The 21,934-nt window shown below is 73.3% G+C and carries 25 protein-coding genes; 16 read left to right on the forward strand and 9 right to left on the reverse strand.

Features of this window, described 5'->3' with window-relative positions; genetic code table 11:
- The first annotated feature begins 197 nt into the window (after positions 1-197).
- Positions 198-2,375 carry a polyribonucleotide nucleotidyltransferase gene (gene pnp, locus M446_RS23650; RefSeq protein WP_012334632.1) on the forward strand — a complete coding sequence of 726 codons (2,178 nt, stop codon included), beginning with the start codon at positions 198-200 and terminating at the stop codon, positions 2,373-2,375.
- Positions 2,376-2,568: 193 nt separating this feature from the next.
- Positions 2,569-2,808 (forward strand): DUF2892 domain-containing protein, encoded by a 240-nt coding sequence (locus M446_RS23655; protein WP_012334633.1) that lies wholly within the window; start codon positions 2,569-2,571, stop codon positions 2,806-2,808.
- A 101-nt stretch (positions 2,809-2,909) separates the two neighbouring features.
- Here the strand turns inward: M446_RS23655 and M446_RS23660 are convergent, their stop codons facing one another.
- The 3 genes from M446_RS23660 to M446_RS23670 form a co-directional block, all read right to left on the reverse strand.
- Positions 2,910-3,443, reverse strand: coding sequence for an AP2/ERF family transcription factor (locus M446_RS23660; protein WP_012334634.1), 534 nt, complete (start codon positions 3,441-3,443; stop codon positions 2,910-2,912).
- Positions 3,444-3,518: 75 nt separating this feature from the next.
- Positions 3,519-3,872 (reverse strand): hypothetical protein, encoded by a 354-nt coding sequence (locus tag M446_RS23665; RefSeq protein ID WP_012334635.1) that lies wholly within the window; start codon positions 3,870-3,872, stop codon positions 3,519-3,521.
- A 116-nt stretch (positions 3,873-3,988) separates the two neighbouring features.
- On the reverse strand, positions 3,989-4,252 hold the full coding sequence (locus tag M446_RS23670) for a GlsB/YeaQ/YmgE family stress response membrane protein (protein WP_012334636.1): 264 nt from the start codon (positions 4,250-4,252) through the stop codon (positions 3,989-3,991).
- 178 nt (positions 4,253-4,430) lie between these two features.
- On the opposite strand from M446_RS23670, the gene M446_RS23675 reads away from it, so the two are divergent.
- From M446_RS23675 to M446_RS23715, 9 genes are all read left to right on the forward strand, one after another.
- Positions 4,431-4,778, forward strand: coding sequence for a RidA family protein (locus tag M446_RS23675; protein ID WP_012334637.1), 348 nt, complete (start codon positions 4,431-4,433; stop codon positions 4,776-4,778).
- A gap of 1 nt (position 4,779) precedes the next feature.
- Positions 4,780-5,877 carry a polyamine ABC transporter substrate-binding protein gene (locus M446_RS23680; protein ID WP_012334638.1) on the forward strand — a complete coding sequence of 366 codons (1,098 nt, stop codon included), beginning with the start codon at positions 4,780-4,782 and terminating at the stop codon, positions 5,875-5,877.
- A 171-nt stretch (positions 5,878-6,048) separates the two neighbouring features.
- Positions 6,049-6,681 (forward strand): response regulator, encoded by a 633-nt coding sequence (locus M446_RS23685; protein ID WP_012334639.1) that lies wholly within the window; start codon positions 6,049-6,051, stop codon positions 6,679-6,681.
- Positions 6,682-6,882: 201 nt separating this feature from the next.
- Complete coding sequence (locus M446_RS23690) at positions 6,883-7,248, forward strand: septal ring lytic transglycosylase RlpA family protein (protein ID WP_012334640.1); 366 nt, start codon at positions 6,883-6,885, stop codon at positions 7,246-7,248.
- 141 nt (positions 7,249-7,389) lie between these two features.
- The gene (locus M446_RS23695; RefSeq protein WP_012334641.1) at positions 7,390-8,115 is read left to right on the forward strand and encodes a hypothetical protein; all 726 of its coding nucleotides are present in this window, start codon (positions 7,390-7,392) and stop codon (positions 8,113-8,115) included.
- Positions 8,116-8,276: 161 nt separating this feature from the next.
- A complete protein-coding gene (locus M446_RS23700; protein ID WP_012334642.1) occupies positions 8,277-8,666 on the forward strand; it encodes a Rap1a/Tai family immunity protein in 390 nt (129 codons plus the stop codon).
- A 136-nt stretch (positions 8,667-8,802) separates the two neighbouring features.
- A complete protein-coding gene (locus M446_RS23705) occupies positions 8,803-9,138 on the forward strand; it encodes a hypothetical protein (RefSeq protein WP_012334643.1) in 336 nt (111 codons plus the stop codon).
- A 296-nt stretch (positions 9,139-9,434) separates the two neighbouring features.
- Complete coding sequence (rarD, locus tag M446_RS23710; RefSeq protein WP_012334644.1) at positions 9,435-10,322, forward strand: EamA family transporter RarD; 888 nt, start codon at positions 9,435-9,437, stop codon at positions 10,320-10,322.
- Between the two features lie 76 nt (positions 10,323-10,398).
- A complete protein-coding gene (locus M446_RS23715) occupies positions 10,399-11,166 on the forward strand; it encodes a 50S ribosomal protein L11 methyltransferase (RefSeq protein WP_012334645.1) in 768 nt (255 codons plus the stop codon).
- A 120-nt stretch (positions 11,167-11,286) separates the two neighbouring features.
- Here the strand turns inward: M446_RS23715 and M446_RS23720 are convergent, their stop codons facing one another.
- Positions 11,287-11,727: a DUF1489 family protein gene (locus M446_RS23720; RefSeq protein WP_012334646.1), complete on the reverse strand. Its 441-nt coding sequence runs from the start codon at positions 11,725-11,727 to the stop codon at positions 11,287-11,289.
- A 72-nt stretch (positions 11,728-11,799) separates the two neighbouring features.
- Positions 11,800-12,666 (reverse strand): hypothetical protein, encoded by an 867-nt coding sequence (locus M446_RS23725; RefSeq protein ID WP_012334647.1) that lies wholly within the window; start codon positions 12,664-12,666, stop codon positions 11,800-11,802.
- Between the two features lie 104 nt (positions 12,667-12,770).
- Here M446_RS23725 and M446_RS23730 point away from each other — a divergent pair, with 104 nt between their 5' ends.
- The 5 genes from M446_RS23730 (at position 12,771) to M446_RS23750 (ending at position 17,927) form a co-directional block, all read left to right on the forward strand.
- Positions 12,771-14,051, forward strand: a complete 1,281-nt coding sequence (locus M446_RS23730) for an MFS transporter (RefSeq protein WP_012334648.1) — start codon at positions 12,771-12,773, stop codon at positions 14,049-14,051.
- A 14-nt stretch (positions 14,052-14,065) separates the two neighbouring features.
- A complete protein-coding gene (locus M446_RS23735) occupies positions 14,066-15,250 on the forward strand; it encodes an ABC transporter permease (protein ID WP_012334649.1) in 1,185 nt (394 codons plus the stop codon).
- Positions 15,251-15,306: 56 nt separating this feature from the next.
- On the forward strand, positions 15,307-16,077 hold the full coding sequence (locus tag M446_RS23740; RefSeq protein WP_012334650.1) for an ABC transporter ATP-binding protein: 771 nt from the start codon (positions 15,307-15,309) through the stop codon (positions 16,075-16,077).
- Between the two features lie 51 nt (positions 16,078-16,128).
- Complete coding sequence (locus M446_RS23745; RefSeq protein ID WP_012334651.1) at positions 16,129-17,208, forward strand: MlaD family protein; 1,080 nt, start codon at positions 16,129-16,131, stop codon at positions 17,206-17,208.
- Positions 17,209-17,330: 122 nt separating this feature from the next.
- Positions 17,331-17,927: an ABC-type transport auxiliary lipoprotein family protein gene (locus M446_RS23750; protein WP_012334652.1), complete on the forward strand. Its 597-nt coding sequence runs from the start codon at positions 17,331-17,333 to the stop codon at positions 17,925-17,927.
- A gap of 90 nt (positions 17,928-18,017) precedes the next feature.
- On the opposite strand, the gene M446_RS23755 is transcribed toward M446_RS23750, so the two are convergent.
- From M446_RS23755 to thiE, 4 genes are all read right to left on the reverse strand, one after another.
- The gene (locus tag M446_RS23755; protein ID WP_012334653.1) at positions 18,018-19,340 is read right to left on the reverse strand and encodes a pilus assembly protein TadG-related protein; all 1,323 of its coding nucleotides are present in this window, start codon (positions 19,338-19,340) and stop codon (positions 18,018-18,020) included.
- Positions 19,341-19,670: 330 nt separating this feature from the next.
- On the reverse strand, positions 19,671-20,291 hold the full coding sequence (locus tag M446_RS23760) for a helix-turn-helix domain-containing protein (RefSeq protein ID WP_012334654.1): 621 nt from the start codon (positions 20,289-20,291) through the stop codon (positions 19,671-19,673).
- Positions 20,292-20,407: 116 nt separating this feature from the next.
- The gene (gene thiD / locus M446_RS23765; RefSeq protein ID WP_012334655.1) at positions 20,408-21,211 is read right to left on the reverse strand and encodes a bifunctional hydroxymethylpyrimidine kinase/phosphomethylpyrimidine kinase; all 804 of its coding nucleotides are present in this window, start codon (positions 21,209-21,211) and stop codon (positions 20,408-20,410) included.
- On the reverse strand, positions 21,208-21,909 hold the full coding sequence (gene thiE / locus M446_RS23770; protein ID WP_012334656.1) for a thiamine phosphate synthase: 702 nt from the start codon (positions 21,907-21,909) through the stop codon (positions 21,208-21,210). Before thiE ends, thiD begins: the two co-directional genes overlap by 4 nt.
- Positions 21,910-21,934: the final 25 nt, after the last annotated feature.

Below are 21,934 nucleotides of genomic sequence, written 5' to 3' on the forward strand. Positions count from 1 at the left end.
GGAATGGGTCCGGCCGCTCGCCCTCCGGGATCCTGAGGCGTGATCGCCAGGGCAGGATCGCCAGGGGCTCTGCCGGCCGCCGCCGGCGCGCCGGGGTCGGCAGCGACCCCGCCCGGGGTCGACAGGCCCCGCAGAGCCTCTCGCCGTCTTGCACTGGCGCCGCCCCGCCCCGGACGACCGCATGAAGGCATGACGACATGTTCGATACACAACGCGAAGAACTGCTCTGGGGTGGACGCAAGCTGGTCCTGGAGACGGGCAAGGTCGCCCGCCAGGCCGACGGGGCCGTGGTCGCGAGCTACGGTGAGACCACCGTGCTCGCCACCGTCGTGTCGATGAAGGAGCCCAAGCCCGGCATCGACTTCCTGCCGCTCACGGTGAACTACCAGGAGCGCGCCTACGCGGCGGGTCGCATCCCGGGCGGCTACTTCAAGCGCGAGGGCCGGCCCTCCGAGAAGGAGACGCTGGTCTCCCGCCTGATCGACCGCCCGATCCGCCCCCTCTTCGTCGAGGGCTGGCGCAACGACACCCAGGTCGTGGTCACGGTGCTGTCGCACGACCTCGAGAACGATCCCGACATCGTCTCGATGGTGGCCGCCTCCGCGGCGCTGACCCTCTCGGGCGTGCCCTTCATGGGCCCGATCGGCGCCGCGCGCGTCGGCTACCTGGGCGGCCAGTACAAGCTCAACCCGACCGTCCAGGAGATGGAGGAGTCGAGCCTCGACCTGGTCGTGGCCGGCACCGACGCCGCCGTGCTGATGGTCGAGTCCGAGGCCAAGGAACTGCCCGAGGACGTGATGCTCGGGGCCGTGATGTTCGGCCACAAGCACTTCCAGCCGGTGATCGAGGCGATCATCCGCCTCGCCGAGAAGGCCGCCAAGGAGCCGCGCGACTTCCAGCCGACCGACCTCACCGAGGTCGAGAAGGCGGTGCTCGAGATCGGCGAGGCCGACCTGCGCGAGGCCTATCGGAAGACCGTCAAGCAGGAGCGCTACGCCGCCGTCGATGCCGTCAAGGCGAAGGTGATGGCGGCGCTCGTCCCCGAGGGCGGCGAGGCGAAGTTCGAGCCCGAGAAGGTCAAGGCCGCCTTCAAGGAGGTCCAGGCCAAGGTCGTGCGCTGGAACATCCTCGACACCGGCTCCCGCATCGACGGCCGCGACGTGCGCACCGTGCGCCCGATCCTGTCGGAGGTCGGCGTGCTGCCGCGCGCCCACGGCTCGGCGCTGTTCACCCGCGGCGAGACCCAGGCCCTGGTGGTGGCGACGCTCGGCACCGGCGACGACGAGCAGTTCATCGACGCGCTCGAAGGCACCTACAAGGAGACGTTCCTCCTCCACTACAACTTCCCGCCCTATTCGGTGGGCGAGACCGGCCGCATGGGCTCGCCGGGCCGGCGCGAGATCGGCCACGGCAAGCTCGCCTGGCGCGCCGTCCACCCGCTCCTGCCGCCGGCGCACGAGTTCCCCTACACGCTGCGCGTCGTGTCGGAGATCACCGAGTCGAACGGCTCCTCCTCGATGGCGACGGTCTGCGGCTCGTCGCTGGCGCTGATGGATGCGGGCGTGCCGCTGCGCCGCCCGGTGGCGGGCATCGCCATGGGGCTGATCCTGGAGGGCGAGCGCTACGCGGTGCTGTCCGACATCCTGGGCGACGAGGACCACCTCGGCGACATGGACTTCAAGGTGGCCGGCACGGAGGAGGGCGTCACCTCCCTCCAGATGGACATCAAGATCGCCGGCATCACCGAGGAGATCATGCGGGTCGCCCTCGACCAGGCGAAGGAGGGCCGCGCCCACATCCTCGGCGAGATGGCCAAGGCGCTGACCGCCGCGCGTCCGGAGCTCGGCGAGCACGCGCCCCGGATCGAGACCATGCAGATCCCGACCGACAAGATCCGCGAGGTCATCGGCACGGGCGGCAAGGTCATCCGCGAGATCGTGGAGAAGACCGGCGCCAAGATCGACATCCAGGACACCGGGGTGGTCAAGATCGCCTCGTCCGACGGCAAGGCCATCAAGGCGGCCTACAACTGGATCCGCTCGATCGTGGCGGAGCCGGAGGCGGGCATGATCTACGACGGCACGGTGGTGAAGACGATGGAGTTCGGCGCCTTCGTCAACTTCTTCGGCGCCAAGGACGGCCTCGTCCACATCTCGGAACTCGCGCCCCAGCGCGTCGCCAAGGTCACCGACGTGGTGAAGGAGGGCGACAAGGTCAAGGTGAAGTTCCTCGGCCAGGACGAGCGCGGCAAGATCCGCCTGTCGATGAAGGTCGTCGACCAGCAGACCGGCGAGGATCTGACCGAGAAGCTGAAGGCCGAGCGCGAGGCCGACCGCAACCGCGAGCGGCAGGCGCGCCAGAGCGCGGGCGAGTAGGCTCGCGTAAGCGGGCGCCCCGCGGGGCGCCCGATCCGACCGGCGCGGCCCCGCGAGGGGCCGCGCTTTTTTCATGACGGCTCTCCCCTCGCGCGCCGCCGCGGGCGCGCGGCTGCGGGCACGGAACGGCGCCGCTTCTCCCGCGTTCGCCTGTCGACCCCCCGACAGTACGGACGCGAGGAACCAGCGCATCATGTCGAACGCGATCACGGACGTCTTCCACGGCGACGTCAACCTCAGCACGAAGGAGCGCGCGATCTCCGTCGTGCTCGGCCTCGGCCTCGCCGCGGCCGCGGCGCAGCCGCGCCCGAACAAGTGGCTGAGCCTCGCGGTGCTGGTCGGCGGCGCCATGCTGGCGATCCGCGGCGCCACCGGCCACTGCGCCGCCAAGGCGCTCCTGGAGCAGGCGCCGGACCGCATCGAGCACGCCTGACCTTCCTCGGGGCTTTCCGGGGCCGAGCGGTCCCGGGGTCACGGCGTGGGACGAAGGGCGCCCCCGGGAGGGGACGCCCTTCGCGCGTCAGGCATGGGGCGTCAGGCATGCGGCGAGAGCGCGACGCCCCCGACCTGCAGGGCCACCGACCGGTCGATGTGGTCGCGCACCGCGGCGAGGCGCGCGTCGATGGCGAGGCGGCGGGCCTCCTCCTCTCCGTGGACCGAGACGGAGAACTTGCGCTGGATCTTTCGGCCCTGCGCATCGTCCCAGTAGGCGACCCAGAAGGCGGTGCCGCTCGCCTTGCGGACGAAGCGCGACACGCCGGGCAGGCCGGAGCGGCAATTCCGCCGCGGCCGCAGGCGCCGCATCAGGGCGAGACCCTCGCGGTCGGTCGCGGCCGGAGCGGCGACGAAGCGCTCGGCCTCCGCCCGCGCGGCCGCCTCGCCGCCGAAGGTCTCGTCCGCGAAGTGGCGGGTGACCGCGCGGCCCGCGCGGTCGGAGGTGGCGAGCCAGCCAATGCGGCCGGCGGCGTCGGTGCCGCGGGAGATGCGGGCGGCCGGGCTGGGCGTCGAATCGGACACGGGCCGGGCGCGCCGCGGCAGCGCCTCGGCGGAGGAATGGAACAGGGACATCGGGATGGGCTCCGCGCAGGCCGTCCGCGATCGAGCGGAGGCCCGCCAAGGGGGTTTCGTTCGCGTGGGGAGCGGTCACGAAACCCGCGGCGGCCCGCGGGGCGAGGCAGCGGAGAGGAGGATCGGCCGATGCGGCGGGTCCCGGCGGACCGGAAGCCGCGCCCAGGCGCAGGCGTGGGGCGGAAGGATCTGGGCGGGGAGCGCAAGGTCCGCGGCACCGGAGCCATGCGATCCGGGCAGGCCCCGCTCGTCGTCGTCGGCCAGGATCGCGCTGAGCAGGGCCCAGGGCGTCCCGCCCCCGTGCGAGCGCTGCGCCACGGCGGCGTGCCCGGGAGGCGCGCCGACCGGCAGGCCCGACCACCCGTCGAGGGACGCGGCGAGCGCCCCGATCAGGAAGACGAGGTTGAGGATCAGGGGGCTGCGCCGCAACGGCCGGCATCCTTCGCGGGTCAGCCGGAAGTCTACCGTTTCCGGGCCGGCGCCATCAAGCCGGGACGTGCGCCGGGCGGGAGGGCTGCGACCTCCCGCCCGGGCCCGCCTGCGGCTCAGTAGGTCGTGGTGCGCCGGCTCTGGATCATGCCCCAGATCCCCAGCACGATCACGGCGCCGACCACCGAGGCGATCAGGCCGGCACCCTGGTTCGGCCCGTACCAGCCTACGGCCTGCCCCAGAAAGGTGGCCACGAAGGCCCCCACGATGCCCAGGATCGTCGTGAGGATGAACCCGCTCGGCTCGTTCGGGCCGGGCATGATGAACTTCGCGATGACGCCGGCGACGAAGCCGATGATGATGGTCCAGAGGATCGACATGGAGGGTGCGCCTTTCGGCCTCGCTTGAAACTACCCGAGCAACGCGCGGAACGCCCCGGGGTTGCGTGGCCGTAAGCTTGTCCGCGCGCCCCGCGGGTCTTTACGCGGTGCCGCGCGGGGCGGCACAAGGCGCAGCGCCGCCCCGGCGGCGAATTCGGCACTCACCCAGGAAGCCAGCATGACCATCCAACGGATCGAGACCGGCGCGCGCATGAGCCAGGCGGTCGTGCATAACGGCACGGTCTACCTCGCCGGCCAAGTGGCCGAGGGCGACGACGTCGCCGCCCAGACCCGCGCGATCCTCGCCCAGATCGAGGCGCTGCTGGCGCAGGCCGGCTCCGCCAAGGAGCGGATCCTCTCGGCCACGATCTACCTCGCCGACATCGGCGCCTTCGCGGACATGAACCGGGTCTGGGACGCCTGGGTCCCGGCCGGCCAGGCGCCGGCCCGGGCCACCGTCGAGGCGAAGCTCGCCGGGCCGCAATACCGCGTCGAGATCGCCGTCATCGCCGCGGCGGGAGCCTGAGATGGCGCGCCCCCTCCTCGGCGGCCTGTTGGCCGCCTGCCTCGCCCTCGCCTGGCCCGCCGCTGCCGCCGGGGAGCGGGTCGTCAACATCTACAACTGGTCGGACTATATCGACCACAAGATGCTCGACGCCTTCACGCGCGAGACCGGCATCAAGGTGGTCTACGACACCTACGACACGAACGAGATCCTCGAGACGAAGCTGCTCGCCGGCAAGTCGGGCTACGACGTCGTGGTGCCGTCCGGGCCCTTCCTGCAGCGCCTGATCCGGGCCGGGGCGTTCCAGCCCCTCGACAAGGCCAAGCTGCCGAACCTGAAGAACGCGTGGCCCGAGGTGATGGCGCGGCTCGCCGTCTACGACCCGGGCAACGCCTACGCGGTCGACTACATGTGGGGCACGACCGGCATCGGCGTGAACACCGCGCTGGTGCGCGAGCGGCTCGGCCCGAACCAGCCCCTCAACACCTGGGACATCGTCCTGCGGCCCGAACTGATCGCCAAGCTCAAGGATTGCGGCGTCACCATGCTGGACGCCCCCGAGGACATCTTTCCCAACGTGCTGGCGGCGCTCGGCCTCAAGCCCGACTCGAAGCGCGTCGACGACCTGAACCAGGCCGGCGAGGCGCTCTTCCGCATCCGCGGGGCGGTGCAGAAGTTCCACTCCTCCGAGTACATCAACCAACTCGCCAACGGCGACGTGTGCCTCTCGGTCGGCTATTCGGGCGACGTGCTGCAGGCCCGCAGGCGCGCCCAGGAGGCGAAGAACGACGTCGACATCGCCTACTACATCCCGCAGCAGGGGGCGCTGATGTGGTTCGATTCCTTCGCGATCCCGAAGGACGCCGCCCATCCGGCCGAGGCGCACGCCTTCATCGACTTCATGCTCCGGCCCGAGGTGGCGGCGGCCAACACCAATTTCGTGTCCTACGCGAGCGGCAACCTCGCCGCCAAGGCGCTGGTGAAGCCCGAGATCCTGTCGAACCCGGGCGTCTACCCGGACGAGGCGACCTTCAGGCGCCTGTTCACCAACACCGCCTACGACGACCGCACCCAGCGGGTCGTCACCCGGCTGTGGACGCGGGTGCGCACCGGCAAGTGAATCCGGCAACTGAATCCGGCAAGTCAGTCCGGCAAGTCAGTCCGGCAAGTGAGTCGAGTGCCGGGCCGGAACACCGACCGGACCGGGTCGCGGCGGCTCCGGCTTCCGCGGCCCGCGCCGGTGCCCTAGGGTCGATCGCCCCGCGAGGGGCGGACCGGCAGGAGGCGGAGCGTGAACGTCCTCGTCGTCGACGACCACCCCATCGTGCTCCAGGGCTGCCGCCGCGTCCTCGAGGATGCCGGCGTCGAGGCGGTCCACGAGGCGACCTGCATCCGGGCGGGCTACCGCAGCTTCCACCGCCACCGGCCGGACGTCGTCGTGGCCGACCTCACCTTCCACGGCGCCGCCCTCAAGGGGCTCGACCTCATCCGGCGCATCCGGGCCGTGGCGCCCGGGACCCGGATCCTCGTCTTCACCATGCACGACGACCCGGTGATCGTCGCCCGCGCCCTCGACAGCGGGGCGCTGGGCTACGTCCTCAAGGACACGGCCTCGGCCGAGCTGCACCAGGCCTTCGAGCGCGTGCGCGCCGGCGAGCCCTACCTCGACCCCTCGCTCGCCGCCGAGGTGGCGCTGCTGCGCGCCCGCCCGAGGCCCGAGCCCCTGGCGGGCCTCACCGCGCGGGAGCGCCAGATCCTGGCCCTGCTCGGCGCCGGGCGCTCGCACGGGGCGATCGCGGCCGAACTCGCGCTCAGCTACAAGACCGTGGCCAATGCCTGCTCGCAGATGCGCCACAAGCTCGGCGCGCGCAGCCTCGCCGACCTCCTGCGGATCGCGCTCCAGGCCGCCGACCGCGCCCCCTGAGGCGCCCGGGGCCGGCCCGGGGCCGCCCGGCGCAGGCCGCCGGGCTCTCGGGAAAATCAGTCAACCCAAGATGTTGCACTGCAACGCGGGCCGTTCGGGTACTAATAAATCTCCGTTAATACTTCTCACTTCGGCAGTCACATTCTTGCCCAGATCAGCCCTATGTTGCGCCGCCTCAGCATATCAAAACGGGAATGTGAAATGTTTTCGAAGGCCAAGCTGGCGCTGATCTGTCTTGCCGCGTCCGTCGGCGGTAGCGCGACGCTCCAAGCCAGCACGCCTGCCCTGGCTCAGACCGGGGGTGCCTCGTGGTACGGGCCCGGGTTCCAGGGCCGGCGCACCGCCAACGGCGAGCGCTTCAACACCCACGCGCTCACGGCCGCCCACCGCAGCCTGCCCTTCGGCAGCCGGGTGCGGGTCACCAACACCAGCAACGGCCGCTCGGTCGTGGTGCGGATCAACGACCGCGGGCCCTACGTGGGCGGCCGCGTCATCGACCTGTCGCAGGCCTCCGCGCGGGCGATCGGCATCAGCGGCGTCAGCAAGGTCCAGCTCAGCCGCCTCTGAGGCGCCGGCGCCGCACTGTCCCCCGGCGGGATCGATCAGACAACGTCAAGTTTTCCGGACGGCAGCGGAACTGTTCGGGCACAGTCGAGGTTGGAGGACACAAGACCTTCGCCGTTCCGACAGTGCCCGGGGAGAGGCTCCATGCCGTCGCATCGTTCCCGCTCGGCCGCGCCCCGGCGCGGCCTGTTCCTGGCCCTGGTTTCGGGATGCCTGCTGATCTCGACGGCCGGCGCGGGCCGGGCGACCGAGGGGGACGGGCTCGGCGGCCTGTTCGGGGCCCTGTTCGGCGGCGGCGCCGCTCGCAGCACGGCCCCCGCGGCGATCCCGCAGCCCCTCGCCGAGCCGACGACCCGGCTGCGGCGGCGCCTCGCAGGGCGCAACCGGGCCGACGCCCGGGCCGCCCTGCGCCACCGGGCCCGCTACGCCGCCCTGCCCAAGGCCCCGGCCGAGGACAAGGCCGGGGCCCTCAAGGTCCTGGTCCCGGCCGAGCGGATCACCAATCCCTCCGAGGCCCGGGCCGCCCTCCTGCGCGACCCGACCCTGCGCCACGGCGACATCGTCATCATGCCGGAGGGACCGCGCGTCTTCGTGGGCGCGGCGGGCTCCGCCAAGCACCGCCCGGGCGAGTTCGAGGATGTGCGCCGCTCGCGGGTCGTCAACGACCAGACCCGCCGCGAGTTGCTCGCCCGCACGGCCCCGATCGGGGCGCTGCCGGCCGACGAGGCCCGCAAGCTGATGGCCCGCCTCGTCCGCCACGCCCCGAAACCGTGGACCGCGCCGGAGGAGGCGCGGACCGAGACCGCCATGCGGTCCGAGAGCGACGCGCGGGCGGAGACCGCCATGCGGGTGATCTACCCAGCCCGCTGACGCGCCCGCGCTCGGCCGCGCCCCTGCCGGGTGCGGCCCGCGCGGCACGGTGCGTCAACGCGGCCGTGGGATCCGACACCGTGGGTTGCGTCCCCGCCGCCTCCGCTTGCTAGGCTGCGCGCCCGCGGTCGCTCGCGACCGCTTCGTGTCAGGGATCCCCCATGGTGAGATGGATGCTGGTCGTGGCCACCGCGGCGTGCCTCGCGGCGTCGGACGCGTCCGCGGCGAATGGCGACCAGATCGTGACGCAGTGCAAGAGCCTCCTGCGGACCGCCAAGCAGCGCGGCGACACCCTCGACTACCGGCAGGACCCCGACACGGTGAGCTGCTTCGCCTTCATGAGCGCGGTGCAGAACCTCGCCGTGGTGGCCGAGCGCGCCGACGCGCCGCCCCTGCTCGGGGCCTGCCTGCCGCCCGAGGGGACGCTCCTGCAGCTGATCCGGGCGGTGGTCGCCTACGGCAAGGCGCACCCGCCCGCCCTGCGCGAGAGCGCGGGCGTGCTGGCGCTCCTCGCCCTCCGGGACGCGTATCCCTGCGACAAGAAGGGGTGAGCGCCGGCATCGCGCGCGGGGCCGAAAGGTTCCAGCGCGATATTTCCGCCCGCGACGCTTGCCGGCCGCGCCCCGCCTGCTCATCTCAGGTACCCCGATGGGGTATTTGGCCCCGCTCGGCAGCCGGAGGAGCAGGATGGCGAAGGCCGACAAGCACCACATGGGTCCCGGGACGCAGGGCAAGGGCTCGGGGACCGGCGCGATGACCGAGTTGCCGGAGGGGATCCTCCCGGAGAACATGGTGCTGAGCAACCGCGACAAGTCCCGCCACAGCCACGAGCGCGGGCTCGACAGCAAGAACGTGCAGACCGAGCAGTACCAGGACCATTCCGCCAATCGCCGGGACTTCGACGAGACCGGCGCGCCGCGGGGCGGTCAGCCGACCGGCGGCGACAACACCAGCGGCGCCGAGGCGCCGATGACCACCGTCTCGGGCAACGACAGCAGCCTGTCGAGCCAGCATCGGCGCTGAGCGCCATGCGCCGAACCGGTCACCGGCTCGGCGGCGAAACAGGATGCGGACCAAGAGACCCACCAGGCAAGAGACCCACCAGGCAAGAGACCCACAAGGCAAGGGACTCACCAGGCAAGGGACTCACCAGAATTGCCTCGTGCGATTCCGGTGAGGGCTGCGGCCCGGGACCGGCACCGGTCATGCGCCGGGCGGATGCCGGTCCCCCGCCGCGCCCCGTGGCGTCGCTCCCCCCGCTCGGGCAGAGAGGGCAGGGTCTCCCGGGAACGGCCGCGGGGACGTCTCGGGAGGAGGCGGTGGGACTCGTCTACGCGCTCGGCGCCTATCTGTGCTGGGGCCTCCTGGTCCCGCTGCACTTTCGCCTCCTCGGCAGCCTGCCGCCCTGGACGATCCTCGCCCACCGCATCCTGTGGTCGAGCCTGTTCGTGCTCCTCCTGCTGGTGGTCCTGCGCGGGCGCCGCGCGCCCTTCGTGCCCGCGCGGCGGCACGCGCTGCTCGCCGTCTCGGCGCTGCTGATCGCGGTGAACTGGTCGCTCTATCTCTGGGCGGTCCAGAACGGGCACATGGTCGAGGCGAGCCTCGGCTACTTCATCAACCCGCTGGTGGCCGTGGCGCTCGGCGCCGCGGTGCTGGGCGAGCGGCTGCGCCCGCTCCAGGCCTGGGCGGTGGGGCTCGCGGCGGCCGGGGTCGCCGCGGCGGTGGCGCTCGCCGGAACCCTGCCCTGGCTCGCCCTCGCGCTCGCCACGAGCTTCGCCCTCTACGCGCTGATCCGCAAGCTGGTGCCGATCGACCCGATCCTCGGCTTCGGCGCCGAGACCGTGCTGCTGCTGCCGGCGGCCTTGGCCTACCTCGCCGGTGCCGCGCCCGAGTCCGCCGCCCTCCCGGCCCTCGACGGGCGCACGGCCGGGCTCCTGCTCCTGACCGGCATCACGACCTCGCTGCCGCTGATCTGGTTCGCGGCCGCGGCGCGGCGCCTGAAGCTGGCGACGCTCGGGCTGATGCAGTACCTCTCGCCGACCTGCACCCTCCTGCTGAGCGTGACGGTGTTCGGCGAGAGCCTGGACCCGGCCCGGGCGGCCGTGTTCGGGTTCACCTGGATCGCCCTCGCCCTCTACGCCGCCGACGCGGTGCGCCTGTCGCGCAGCCCGGCCCCACCCCTCGCGCCCCAGCGCTGCCCGGGCTGAGGCAGGACCGCGTTTACACGTCCACGTCGGTGCTCTATCGCGGCCACAACACGGGCGGGAGGGGCGGCCGGCGGCCATGCGCGAGATCCTGGAGAAGGCCGCCTTCCTGCGGGCGGAGCGCGGCCTCGCCGGCCTCGCCGCCAAGGCCGCCTCCGTCGCCTACGACCGGGCCCTGCGCCGTCACCTGCCGCGGGCGGAGCCGGTCCTCTACGCGGGGCTGCCGACCGGCCGCTACCGCCGCTGGGGCGACCGCTGGCTCCCCGCCGCCCTGGTGGCGCAGGACATTCCCGATTTCGAGGAGGGGCTGGTCCGGGCCCTGCGCGCCCATCTCCGCCCGGGCGACGCCGTGACGGTGGTGGGCACCGGGAGCGGCGTCACGACCGCGGTCGCGGCCCTCGGGGTCGGCGCGGAGGGCACGGTCACCGCCTACGAAGGCGACCCGGGCGGGATCGCGGCGACGCGCCGGATGCTGGAGGCGAACGGGGTCGCCGCGCGGGTGCGGCTGCACCACGCCGTCGTCGGGGCGCCGGTCCGGGTCTATGGCGGGGCCGGCGCCGCCCGGATCGTGGCCCCGGCCGACCTGCCCCCGACCGACCTGCTCGAACTCGACTGCGAGGGCGCCGAGACGGTGATCCTCGGCGCCATGACGATCCGCCCGCGGGTCGTCGCGGTCGAGACCCACGGCTGCTACGGCGCGCCCTCCGCGGCGGTCCGCGCCCTCCTCGAAGGGCTCGGCTACGCGGTCACCGACACCGGGCTGGCCGAGCCCCGGATGGCGCGGCTCTGCCGCGAGGGGGACGTGCGGGTGCTGGTCGGGCTGCGCGGCGCGGCGGCCGGGGCTTGAACGGGCCGGGAACCTCGCGGACGGGGAACGGCGCGGGCGCCATGCGTCTCCCGCCCCACGGTTCACCCTTCGCGGCAGGGCCAAGCCGGGCAGGCCGCACCTCGCACCGTCCCCACCCTCTCAGAGCAGCCCCAGGGCCGCGAGTTCCCGGCGCATCGCCTCGGGCATCGCCGAGAGGCTCACCGCCGCGTCGCGGCCGAGGTCGCGGGGCGCGTCGGCCTCCGCGAGGTAGCGCCAACCCTGGAACGGCCGGCAGGGGCGCGGCTCGACCGGCACCACGGACGGATCGAGGACGAGGTGGCAGCGGCCGATCCCGTCCCCGTCCACGAAGGGCCGGATCGCCCGGATCGGCTGGCGGCAGGCGACGAGCCCCTTGATCACCCAGTAGAGCGAGCCCGCTCCCGCGATCGCGTCGGCGCGCTTGGGGACCATGCGGGTGGTGTGGACCTGCTCGAAGGCCGTCCCGGCCCGCCGCGCGCCGTCGCGCCGCTCGGCGATCCACGCCTCCAGGTCGCCGATCGAGTCGCAGCCGACGCAGAGCTTGAGGAGGTGAAGGGGCATAATCGTCTCGCGGGAGGGGCCGCTCTGCCGCCCGATCGTGGCACCCGCGAGGCGCGGCCCGGGCGCGCCCCGTCAGCTGAAGCGGATGATCTTCTCGGTCGGCGGGAGCCCGTCGAGGTCGGCGAAGGCCGCGCCGAGCGCGAGGTTCTCGCCCTCGAAGGGAGCCGGCTCGGCCGGGGGCGCCGGCAGGCTCGGCACGAAGGCGATGTCGTCCGAGGCCAGAACCGGGTCCTCCAGGTCGCGGCGGCGCACCGGCGGAGGGGGCGGCGCCGACGTCGCGATCATCGCGTCGACGTCGCTCTGGGCGAGTTCGGGCGAGGGCGCCACCGGCTCCGGCGGCGGCGGAGCCGCGTCGGCGTCGCCGCCCCAGATCTCGATCATTGCGGTGAGCCGCTGCTCCAGGTAGCGCAGCGTGTTGACGATCCGGCTGGTGCGCTGGGCGGTCAGGTCCTGGAACGAGCAGGCGGTGTAGATCCGGGTCGCGTTCTGGTCGAGCATGTCGCAGACCCGGCTGTCGGCGCCGCTCTCGCGCAGGGTCCAGGCAACCTCCTGCATCTCCTCGGCCGCGGCGAGGATGTCGGAGGTGGCCCGCTCCGTGGTGCGCACGATCGCGTCGAGGGCCTCCGAGGCGGCTTCGAGGCGGCTCTGGTCCTGGTCCGGCGACTGGATCGCCGTGATCTCGTCCTTGGTGCGGCTGATCGCCTTGACCATCTCGACGAGGTCGAGGCGCATGCGGTCCATCTCCGGCACCTGCCGGTCCGCCGCGATGGTGGATTCCAGGCGTCCGATCGCCGCGAGCAGGCGCTCGGTGTCGTCCCCGCGCTGGCGCCGGGCGAACTCGGCCAGGAACCACCGGCCCCGCGCCGTTTCCATCAGCGCCGACTCGATCACGCCATACTCGTCCGCGCCGGGCGTCGGGAGCGAGGTGAAGCCTGCCATGGTGCGTGTCCCGGGACTGTGAGGGCGCCCGATGGCCCGTTTTCATGGCTTGACATCCCCACGTTAACGGCCGCTTACGCGACGTCCGTTGTCAACCGGAGGCGATGTCCCTGCTCCCCCTCGCCGCCGGCCCGCGCCTCGGCCTGCTCTACGCCCTGATCTTCGCGGGGATCGGCGTGGCGATGCCGTTCCTGCCGCTCTGGCTCGCGAGCCTCGGGCTGCCGCCGGAAGTGATCGGCGCCCTGGTGGCCCTGCCGATCGCCGTGAAGATCGTCGCCACCGCGCCGCTGGTGGCGCTGATCGACCGGGGCGTCACCGCGCGGGCGCTCCTCGTCGCGGGCAGCCTCGGGCTCGCCCTCACCTACGCGCTGATGCCCGCGGCGGCGGCGCGGGGCTGGCCCGTCCTCGCCGGGGCGATCGCGCTCAACGCGGTGGCGGGGGCGCCGCTCGTGCCGGCGCTCGACTACCTCTGCCTCGCGGCGGTGCGGCGCGACCCGCGCCTCGCCTACGCGCGGATCCGGCTCGGGGGCTCCCTCGGCTTCCTGGCCGCGAGCCTCGCCGGCGGCTGGCTGCTCGGGCTGGTCGGCGAGCGGGCCGGGGTCACGGCCTTCCTGGCCGGCCTCGGCCTCGTCTCGGCGCTGGGCAGCGCGGCGCTGGCCGCCGGAACCGCGGCGGAGCCGGCGCGCCGGACGCCGCCGGGCTCCGCCCGGCTCCCCCTCGCGCTGCGGCTCGCCATGGCGGCGGCCGCGTCGGCCCAGGCGAGCCACGCGGCGGTCTACGCCTTCGGCAGCATCCACTGGACGTCGCTGGGCCTCACTCCGCCCCTCATCGGCGCCGCCTGGGCGACCGGCGTCGTCGCCGAGATCGCCTTCTTCGTCCTGGTCGGACGCGTCGCGGCCCTGCGCGACGCGCCCTTCCGGCTCCTCGCCCTCGGGGCAGGGGCGGCGCTCCTGCGCTGGGCCGGGCTCATTGGCCTCTCGGGCCTCTCGGGCCTCTCGGGCCTCTCGGGCCTCTCGGGCCTCTCGGGCCTCTCGGGCCTCTCGGGCCTCTCGGGCCTCTCGGGCCCGGGCCTGGCGGCCGCCCTGCTGCCCCTCCAGGCGCTGCACGGGCTCACCTTCGGGGCGACCCAGCTCGGCGCGATGGGGGCGCTGGCGCGGCTCGCCCCGGAGGCGGCCCGCGGCCGGGCGCAGGGGATCTACGCGGCGAGCGCCTCGCTCGCCTCCGCGGCCGCCACCCTGGCGAGCGGGGCGGCCGTCCGGCAGGGCGGGCCGCTCCTCGCCTTTGCCCTGATGCTCCCGGTCGCCGCCCTCGCGCTCGTCCTCACCGCGGCGGCGGCCCGGGCCGCGGCGGCGCGGTTTGTCACGCGCGGCGAGCCCAGGCTATAAGGCCGCCCGAGGGGATGTCGAGCAACCAGGAGGCCGGGCCCGTGTCGACCGAGGCCAGCGCGCACCTGACCGTGGCCGGCGCCACCCTCCTGCGCTTCCGCGACGGCGTCCAGGCGCGGCTCACCGGGTCCTGGACCGCCGACCAGGCGCCCGCCGTCGAGGCCGCCGCCGCCGCGATCGCGGCGCCGGGCGAGCCGGGGCCGCGCGTGCAGGTCGATCTCTCCGGGCTGGTCCGGCTCGACACGCTCGGGGCCTTCGTGCTGGAGCGCACCCGCAGCGAGATCGAGGCGGCGGGCCGCGCCGTCGACTACGCGGGCGCCCGGCCCGAGCACCGCATCCTGCTTCGCGAGGTCGCCTATCGGCGGGACACCCCCCCTCCCCCGCGCCGCCGCCGCCTCGGCCTCCTCGACGGGCTCGAGGCGCTCGGGGCCGGCCTGCGCCGGCTCGGGGCGGAGGGCCTGTCCTGGCTCGGCTTCCTCGGGGAGGTGGTGGCGGCCTGCCTGCGGGTCCTGGCCCGGCCGCGCCGCTTCCGCGCCGCCTCCTTCGTCAACCAGATGGAGCAGATCGCCTATCGGGGCACGCCGATCATCATGCTGATCGCCTTCCTGGTCGGCTGCATCGTCACCCAGCAGGGCATCATCCAGCTGCAGCGCTTCGGGGCGCAGTCCTTCGTCGTCAACATGATCGGCATCCTCACGCTGCGCGAGCTCGGGGTGCTGCTCACCGCCATCATGGTGGCGGGCCGCTCGGGCTCGGCCTTCACGGCCGAGATCGGCTCGATGCGGATGCGCGAGGAGGTCGACGCCCTGCGGGTGATGGGCCTCGACCCGATCGAGATCCTGATCGTGCCGCGCATCCTCGCCCTGATGCTGGCCCTGCCGATGCTCGGCTTCCTCGCCGACGTCGCGGCCCTGCTCGGCGGGGCCCTGACCTCGATGGCCTACGGCAACCTGTCCTTCGACGCCTTCCTGGCGCGGCTGCAGGCAGTGATCTCGGTCCGGCACGGCCTCGTGGGCATGCTGAAGGCCCCCTTCATGGCCCTGATCATCGGCATCATCGCGACGAGCGAAGGCTTCCGCGTCGAGGGCTCGGCGGAATCGCTCGGCCGCCACGTCACCGCCTCAGTCGTCAAGTCAATCTTCATGGTCATCGTGCTCGATGGCGTCTTCGCCATCTTCTTCGCGGCCATCGACCTGTAGAAGCGGCTCCCGTGCAGGCTCACGCCCAACCCCTTGCCTCCCCGGGAGGCGACGCGGTGATCCGCGTGCGCGACCTCGTGGTCGGCTTCGGCGAGCGGACGGTCCTGAAGGGCCTGAACCTCGACATCCGCCGGGGCGAGATCCTGGGCTTCGTCGGCCCCTCCGGCCAGGGCAAGTCCGTCCTGACCCGGACCCTGCTCGGCCTCGTGCCGAAGCGCTCGGGCACGATCGAGGTCTTCGGGGAGGATGTCGACCGCCTCTCCCCGGCCCGGCGGCGCCTGATCGAGCGCCGCTGGGGCGTGCTGTTCCAGCAGGGCGCCCTGTTCTCCGCCCTCACCGTCAAGCAGAACATCCAGGTGCCGATGCGCGAGCACCTGACCCTGTCCGAGCGCCTGCTCGACGAGTTCGCGCGGCTCAAGATCGAGCTCGTCGGCCTCAAGCCGGACGCGGCCGACAAGCTGCCCTCCGAACTCTCGGGCGGCATGATCAAGCGCGCGGCCCTCGCCCGGGCGCTGGCCCTCGACCCGGAGGTGCTCTTCCTCGACGAGCCGACCTCGGGCCTCGACCCGATCGGCGCGGGCGAGTTCGACGACCTCGTCGCCACCCTGCAGCGCACGCTCGGCCTGACCGTGTTCATGGTCACGCACGACCTCGACAGCCTCTACACCGCCTGCGACCGCATCGCGGCGCTCGGCGACGGCCAGATCATCGCGGCGGGCCCGATCGAGGAGATGCTCGCCTCGGACCACCCCTGGCTGCGCTCCTACTTCCACGGCAAGCGCGCGCGGGCGATCGTGCCCGGCGAGCCCCGCGCGGCGGCGCGATGACGCGATCCCGCGCGGCGGCGCCCCCCAGCTCCTCCGGAGGACCCTGACGGCATGGAAACCCGCGCCAACAACGTCCTGATCGGGACCTTCACCCTCGCGGTGATCGCCGCCGGCTTCCTGTTCGCGTTCTGGATGCGCGGCCCCGTCTCGAACGACGGCCGCATGCCCCTGCGCATCGTGTTCTCGGGCGGCGTCGGCGGGCTCGCCAAGGGCTCGGTCGTCACCTTCAACGGCATCCGGGTCGGCGAGGCGACGGAGGTCGAGCTGCTGCCGCAGGACCCGCGGCGGGTGATGGCCCTGGTCGAGGTCGAGCGCAGCACGCCCCTGCGCGCCGACACCCGGGCGCGCCTCGACATGACGATGCTGACCGGCGTCGCCTCGATCGCCCTCGTGGGCGGCAGCGCCGATGCCCCGCCCCTGAAGGCGCCGGAGGGCGACCGGATGGCGACCATCTTCGCCGATTCGTCGGACATCCAGGACCTGATGCAGAGCGCGCGCACCATCGCGCAGCGCGCGGACGACATGCTGCAGCGCCTCGACCGGGTGGTGGCGGGCAACGAGGGGGCGATCAACCGCACCCTCGCCAATGTCGAGCAATTCTCGAAGGCGCTGAACGACAGCGCCCCCGCCCTCGACGCCCTGGTCAAGGCCGTGGACGGCCGCAAGCTCGGCAGCCTGATCGACAATGCGGACCGCTTCTCGGCCGCCCTCGCGGCGGCGGCGCCCGACATCCAGGACGGGCTGCACGACGCGCGCCTCCTGGCCGCCAAGCTCAACGCCTCCGCCGACCGCGTCGACGCGGTGCTCAAGGGGGCCGAGGGCTTCCTCGGCTCGGCCTCCGGCGAGGCCGGCAAGAGCACCTTCGGCGAGATCCGCGAGGCGGCGATCTCGATCCGCGAGGCGGGCCGGGCCTTCCGGACCATGTCGGAGAACCTCGACAAGCGCACCGCGACCATCACGACGAGCTTCGGCCGCCTGAGCGGGGCGGGCCGGCGCGAGGTCCAGAACCTGTCCACCGAGGGCCAGCGCACCCTCAACAGCCTCAACAGCGCCGCCCGCACCATCGAGCGCGACCCCTCGCAGGTGATCTTCGGCGGCAAGCCGTCGTTGCCCGAATACAACGGTCGCTGACCGAGTGACCGGGCACGGCGGGTGCCCATGTGCGCTGCGGCACCACCGGGGCCCGGGCGTCGATGTCCGGTCAAGGTTTCCGGCCTATATCGGTGCGACGAACAGCCAGCCCATCCGTGCTCATGCCGCCTGTGTTCCTCCGGATCCCGCACGTCCCGACCGCGAGCGCCCTCGCCCTGGCGCTGGTGCTCGGCGGCTGCGGGGGTACGGTGCCCACGACCTTCGATCTCACGGCCCTGCCGGGCGCGGCCCGCGCGGGCAGCGCCCGCCGGAGCCTGATCGTGGCGGAGCCGGTCGGCCTGCAGCCCTTCGAGGCGGACCGCATCATCGTGCGCGAGCCGGGCGGCTCGCTCTCCTTCCTGGGCGGCGGGCAATGGGTGGACCGGCTGCCGCGCCTGATCCAGGCCCGGCTGATCCAGAGCCTGGAGAACGCCAGGAGCCTGCGCGCGGTGAGCCGGCCGGGAGACAAGATCGCCGCCGACACCCTGCTGGTGACCGAGATCCGCGCCTTCGACATCGCGGCCGGGAGCCGGGAGGCGGTGGTGGACCTGTCGGCCAAGCTGGTGTCGGAGGCGACCGGGAGCGTGGTCGCCGCGCGGGTCTTCGCGGCGCGGGTCCCGGTGGCGGACCTGAGCCCGGGCGCCTCCGCGAACGGCCTCGACCGCGCCCTCTCCCTCGTGCTCGCGGACGTGGTGCGCTGGGTCGGGGCCGGCGGCTGATCGGCCGCATCCCGCGCCCGCGCCGCGAAGACCCGCGCGGCGCCTGAGCGAGCCCGACCCGCATGGCGACGCAATCCGTCGGATGTCGGATCACTGCACGAGCTTGACGGTGCGCTTCAGGGTATTGCCGACGCCGTCCGGGACCGGGATGTCGCTCGACCCGTAATTCGAGTTGAGATAGAGGCTCGGCCCGTCGAAGAACTCGACCTGCCGCGCCACGATGATCGTGTAGGCCGAGCGGTCGGCCACCGGATTGTTCGCGTCGACGATGAGCCGACCGGCCGGCAAGTAGATCGTGCCGAGCAGGTTGCGGGCGTTGTTGCTGATGATGCGGTACTGGCGCATCGGGGGCGAGCCCGGCGGCGGCGGCGGCGGCGGCAGCTTGGTGTCGGACTGGACGGCGACCGGCGCGCTGACCGAGCGGTTCTCGAAGAACAGCAGCCCGGCCATCGGGCCGTCCTTCGGCGCCGTCAGGTCGATGCTGCTCTTGACGTCGAACAGCACCCCGCCCGCGTCGCCCGTGAAGTAGAAGCCGACGTTCTGCCCGGTGATCACGCCGTTCTTGTCGACGACCAGCGGACCGTCGTTGATCACGTAGATGCCGGCCGCGAAGGTCACCACGGCGCCGTTGGTGATCTTGAGGCCCCCGCAATAGACGCCGGGCATCAGCAGGGCCGTCGGGGTCCTGGTGCCGTCGATGAGGGTCTGGGTGGTGGAGTAGCAGGGCGGGATCGCGGGGCCGGCGCGGCTCGCCAGGGGGTCGGTGCGCGGCGGGCAGCCGCTCTGGGTGACCCCGCGGATCGTGGCGCGGCCGAGGGCGATGCCCCCGACCGAGCAGATCAGCGCGGCGTCCACGAAGGCCCCGTCCTCGATGTGGATGCCGGCCCGGTCCGCCGAGGCGCCGAACAGGCCGCAGCTCGTCGCCACGACGTTGGCGTTCTTGTGCAGGTGCATCGCGTCCGGGCGGGCCTCGTCGAGGGTCAGGAGGCAGACCCGGGTCGAGCCCGACGATTCGGCCGTGGCGCTCGCGCCGATCTCCATCGAGGGCAGGGTCAGGAGCCGTCCGAACAGGCTCTGCACCGTCTCGTTGATCGCCACCGTGACCGAGGTGCCGCGGCCGACCACCGCGGCGCTGACGCGCGTGATGCCCGGATCCGTGGCGCGGGCGGAGTCGAAGGCGAGGCGCCTGGCCATCGCCTCGACGGAGACGTCGGAGCCCGCCACGCTGAGCTCGCCGGCCGCGCCGAGGGCCGCGACGTCGACCGCCTTCTGCAGCTCCGCCCGCCGCTTGTGGATGCGGGCGTACTCGACCGCGGCGCCGCTCCCGGCCACGAGCAGCGGCAGGCTGAGACCGATGATCAGCGCAACCGCCCCCGTCCGGTCAGCGAGAAAGCGCCTGATCGCTCTCATCATCCGTTGAACCCCCTCCCCGATCAGGTTTGCGAGGGGGCCGTGAAGATTCCATTACTAAACCGGGGCGGCATCCCCGCCGGATTGACTGTCCACGACGAGGAAGATGTGGGCGAAGATGTCAAAATCCAAGTTGCGCGACTGCCGTACCGTTGCGCGCCCGACATCTCGGCGGCGGGCCAGGGGCGCAGCGGCAGGTTGCAGATGTCGCGGGCCTCCGCTTGCACCCGCGCGGGAGGTCGCGCCCGCCGGACCGGGCCGGAAGGCCGCCGCGCCCCGGATGACCGCGCGCCCGCCCGCGCGGGCGAGGCCGTCCTCGCGGGGCGCCCGCCCCTACTCCATCACGGCGGCCTTCATGATCACCACCATCGTGGCCCGCCCGGGCCGGTCGCCGACGCAGCGCACCGTGTGCGGCCGGTCGCAGCGGTAGCGCAGCGTCTCTCCGGCCTTGGCCCGCTGCAGGCTCCCCGCCACGTCGACCTCGAACTCGCCCTCCAGCACCGAGAGGCACTCGACCGAGCCGCGCTGGTGGGCGTCCGAATCGAGCTCCCCGCCCGGCTCCGCGGTGAGGTCGTACCATTGCAGCCATTCCACCGTCTTGATCCAGCCGGTGATGGCGAGCCGCACCTTGCCGTCCTCCGAGACCAGGATCGGCGTGTCGGCCCGGGACGACTTCTCGATGAACGGTTCCTCGTCCCCCGTCGCCAGCACCCGCTCGATCGAGACGTCGAGCGCCTGGCTGAGGCGCCAGATCGTGGCCAGGGTCGGGTTGGTCTCGTTGCGCTCGATCTGGCTGATGATCGACTTCGCGACGCCCGACTGTTCGGCGAGTTCGGACAGCGACAGATTGTAGGCCTTGCGCAGGCGCTGGATCGTCTTGCCGAGCTGCCCCGAAAGGACCTGGGCGCCCGTCATCAGGTCCTTGGCCCGCTCTCGTCCCCGCTCGACGCCCATCGCCCGCTCACGCCCGCCGTCGTTCCGCATTCCGAACGACCGTACGCTCCATCAAACGCAATCGCGGCGCAAGGGCAAGGGGCCAAGGGGGCCGGCGCCGAGGTTTTCGGGGATCCCTACCAGAGGGCGTGGAAGTGGTGGACCGGCCCGTGGCCCCGGCCGACGGCGAGCCGCTCGGCCGCCGCGAGCGCGGCCGCGAGGTAGGCCTTCGCCGCCCGCGCGGCGTCCGGCAGGGGCAGCCCGCGCGCGAGGCCGGCCGCGAGCGCGGCCGAGAGCGTGCAGCCGGTCCCGTGCGTGTGCCGCGTCGCCAGCCGCGGGCCGGTCAGGCGCAGGACGTCCTCCCCCGGCCCGACCAGGAGGTCGGTGCTCTCCTCGCCCGCGCCGTGGCCGCCCTTCATCAGCACCGCGCCCGGGCCGAGGGCGAGGAGGCGGCGCCCCTGCGCCAGCATCGCGGCCTCGTCGGCGGCCAGCGGCTCGCCGAGGAGGATGGCCGCCTCGGGCAGGTTCGGCGTCAGCACGCTCGCCCGCGGGATCAGGCGATCGCGCAGGGAGGCGACCGCGTCCGCGGCGAGGAGGCGGTCGCCGCTCGTCGCCACCATCACGGGGTCGAGCACCACCGGGATGCCGGCCGCGTGCGCCGCCAGCCCCTCGGCCACCGCGGCGATCACCGGCTCCCGCGCCAGCATGCCGATCTTCACCGCGCCCACCGCGAGGTCACCGAAGACGCTGGCGATCTGGCGCGCCACGAAGTCGCCCGGCACCTCATGGACCGCCTGGACCCCGAGGGTGTTCTGGGCGGTCAGGGCCGTGACGACGCTGGCCCCGTAGACGCCGAGCGCCGAGAAGGTCTTGAGATCCGCCTGGATCCCGGCCCCGCCGCCGGAATCCGAGCCCGCGACGGTGACGGCGATCGGGGTCACGCCGCCCCCCGCGCCGCGAGCGCCCGATCGACCAGCTGGCGCAGCGCGCGCGCCCGCGCCTCGACCTCGTCGGGAGCGCCGAACAGGGCCGAGATCAGCGCGATGCCGTCCGCCCCCGCGCCGATCACCGAGGCGGCGTTGCCGGAATCGATCCCGGCGATCGCCCCGATCGGCAGGCCGCCCCGGGCGAGCCGGGCCCGGAAGGCGATGCGCGCGAGGCCTTCCAGCCCCACCGGCGGGTCCGGGTTGCGCTTGCTCGCGGTCGCGAAGACGCCGCCGATGCAGGCGTAGTCCACCGGCAGGCGGTAGAGTTCGTCCGCCTGGGTGCCGGTCTTGACGGTGAGGCCGATGATCGCCCCGGGCCCGAGCAGCCGGCGGGCCTCGGCCGGGTGCAGGTCCTCCTGGCCGAGATGCACGCCCTCGGCCCCGGCCGCCAGCGCGAGGTCGACTCGGTCGTTGACGAGGAGCGGCACGCCGCTGCCCGACAGGGCCGCCCGGATCGCCCGCAGGCGGGCGAGGCTCTCGCGGGCGTTCGGGATCGCCTTCTCGCGGTACTGGAGCAGGGTGCAGCCGCCCGCCGCGGCCGCGCCGGCCATGCGCGCGAGCAGCGCGGGATCGCCGCCGCTCACCCCGACGTCGAGGATGCCGTAGAGCCGCAGGTCGACCGGAACGGTGCCATCCATGCCCACGGGGCGCATCGCCTTCCTCCCGGCCGGCCGCTCC

It is taken from the genome of Methylobacterium sp. 4-46 (assembly GCF_000019365.1).
In the GTDB taxonomy this organism is placed as follows: domain Bacteria; phylum Pseudomonadota; class Alphaproteobacteria; order Rhizobiales; family Beijerinckiaceae; genus Methylobacterium.

Bases quoted from the DNA above. Each gene is read 5' to 3' on its own strand.
- pnp (WP_012334632.1), top strand. From the start codon at position 198: ATGTTCGATACACAACGCGAAGAACTGCTCTGGGGTGGACGCAAGCTG.
- M446_RS23655 (WP_012334633.1), top strand. From the start codon at position 2,569: ATGTCGAACGCGATCACGGACGTCTTCCACGGCGACGTCAACCTCAGC.
- M446_RS23660 (WP_012334634.1), bottom strand. From the start codon at position 3,443: ATGTCCCTGTTCCATTCCTCCGCCGAGGCGCTGCCGCGGCGCGCCCGG.
- M446_RS23670 (WP_012334636.1), bottom strand. From the start codon at position 4,252: ATGTCGATCCTCTGGACCATCATCATCGGCTTCGTCGCCGGCGTCATC.
- M446_RS23675 (WP_012334637.1), top strand. From the start codon at position 4,431: ATGACCATCCAACGGATCGAGACCGGCGCGCGCATGAGCCAGGCGGTC.
- M446_RS23680 (WP_012334638.1), top strand. From the start codon at position 4,780: ATGGCGCGCCCCCTCCTCGGCGGCCTGTTGGCCGCCTGCCTCGCCCTC.
- M446_RS23690 (WP_012334640.1), top strand. From the start codon at position 6,883: ATGTTTTCGAAGGCCAAGCTGGCGCTGATCTGTCTTGCCGCGTCCGTC.
- M446_RS23695 (WP_012334641.1), top strand. From the start codon at position 7,390: ATGCCGTCGCATCGTTCCCGCTCGGCCGCGCCCCGGCGCGGCCTGTTC.
- M446_RS23700 (WP_012334642.1), top strand. From the start codon at position 8,277: ATGGTGAGATGGATGCTGGTCGTGGCCACCGCGGCGTGCCTCGCGGCG.
- M446_RS23705 (WP_012334643.1), top strand. From the start codon at position 8,803: ATGGCGAAGGCCGACAAGCACCACATGGGTCCCGGGACGCAGGGCAAG.
- M446_RS23715 (WP_012334645.1), top strand. From the start codon at position 10,399: ATGCGCGAGATCCTGGAGAAGGCCGCCTTCCTGCGGGCGGAGCGCGGC.
- M446_RS23720 (WP_012334646.1), bottom strand. From the start codon at position 11,727: ATGCCCCTTCACCTCCTCAAGCTCTGCGTCGGCTGCGACTCGATCGGC.
- M446_RS23725 (WP_012334647.1), bottom strand. From the start codon at position 12,666: ATGGCAGGCTTCACCTCGCTCCCGACGCCCGGCGCGGACGAGTATGGC.
- M446_RS23730 (WP_012334648.1), top strand. From the start codon at position 12,771: ATGTCCCTGCTCCCCCTCGCCGCCGGCCCGCGCCTCGGCCTGCTCTAC.
- M446_RS23735 (WP_012334649.1), top strand. From the start codon at position 14,066: ATGTCGAGCAACCAGGAGGCCGGGCCCGTGTCGACCGAGGCCAGCGCG.
- M446_RS23745 (WP_012334651.1), top strand. From the start codon at position 16,129: ATGGAAACCCGCGCCAACAACGTCCTGATCGGGACCTTCACCCTCGCG.
- M446_RS23750 (WP_012334652.1), top strand. From the start codon at position 17,331: ATGCCGCCTGTGTTCCTCCGGATCCCGCACGTCCCGACCGCGAGCGCC.
- M446_RS23755 (WP_012334653.1), bottom strand. From the start codon at position 19,340: ATGATGAGAGCGATCAGGCGCTTTCTCGCTGACCGGACGGGGGCGGTT.
- M446_RS23760 (WP_012334654.1), bottom strand. From the start codon at position 20,291: ATGGGCGTCGAGCGGGGACGAGAGCGGGCCAAGGACCTGATGACGGGC.
- thiE (WP_012334656.1), bottom strand. From the start codon at position 21,909: ATGCGCCCCGTGGGCATGGATGGCACCGTTCCGGTCGACCTGCGGCTC.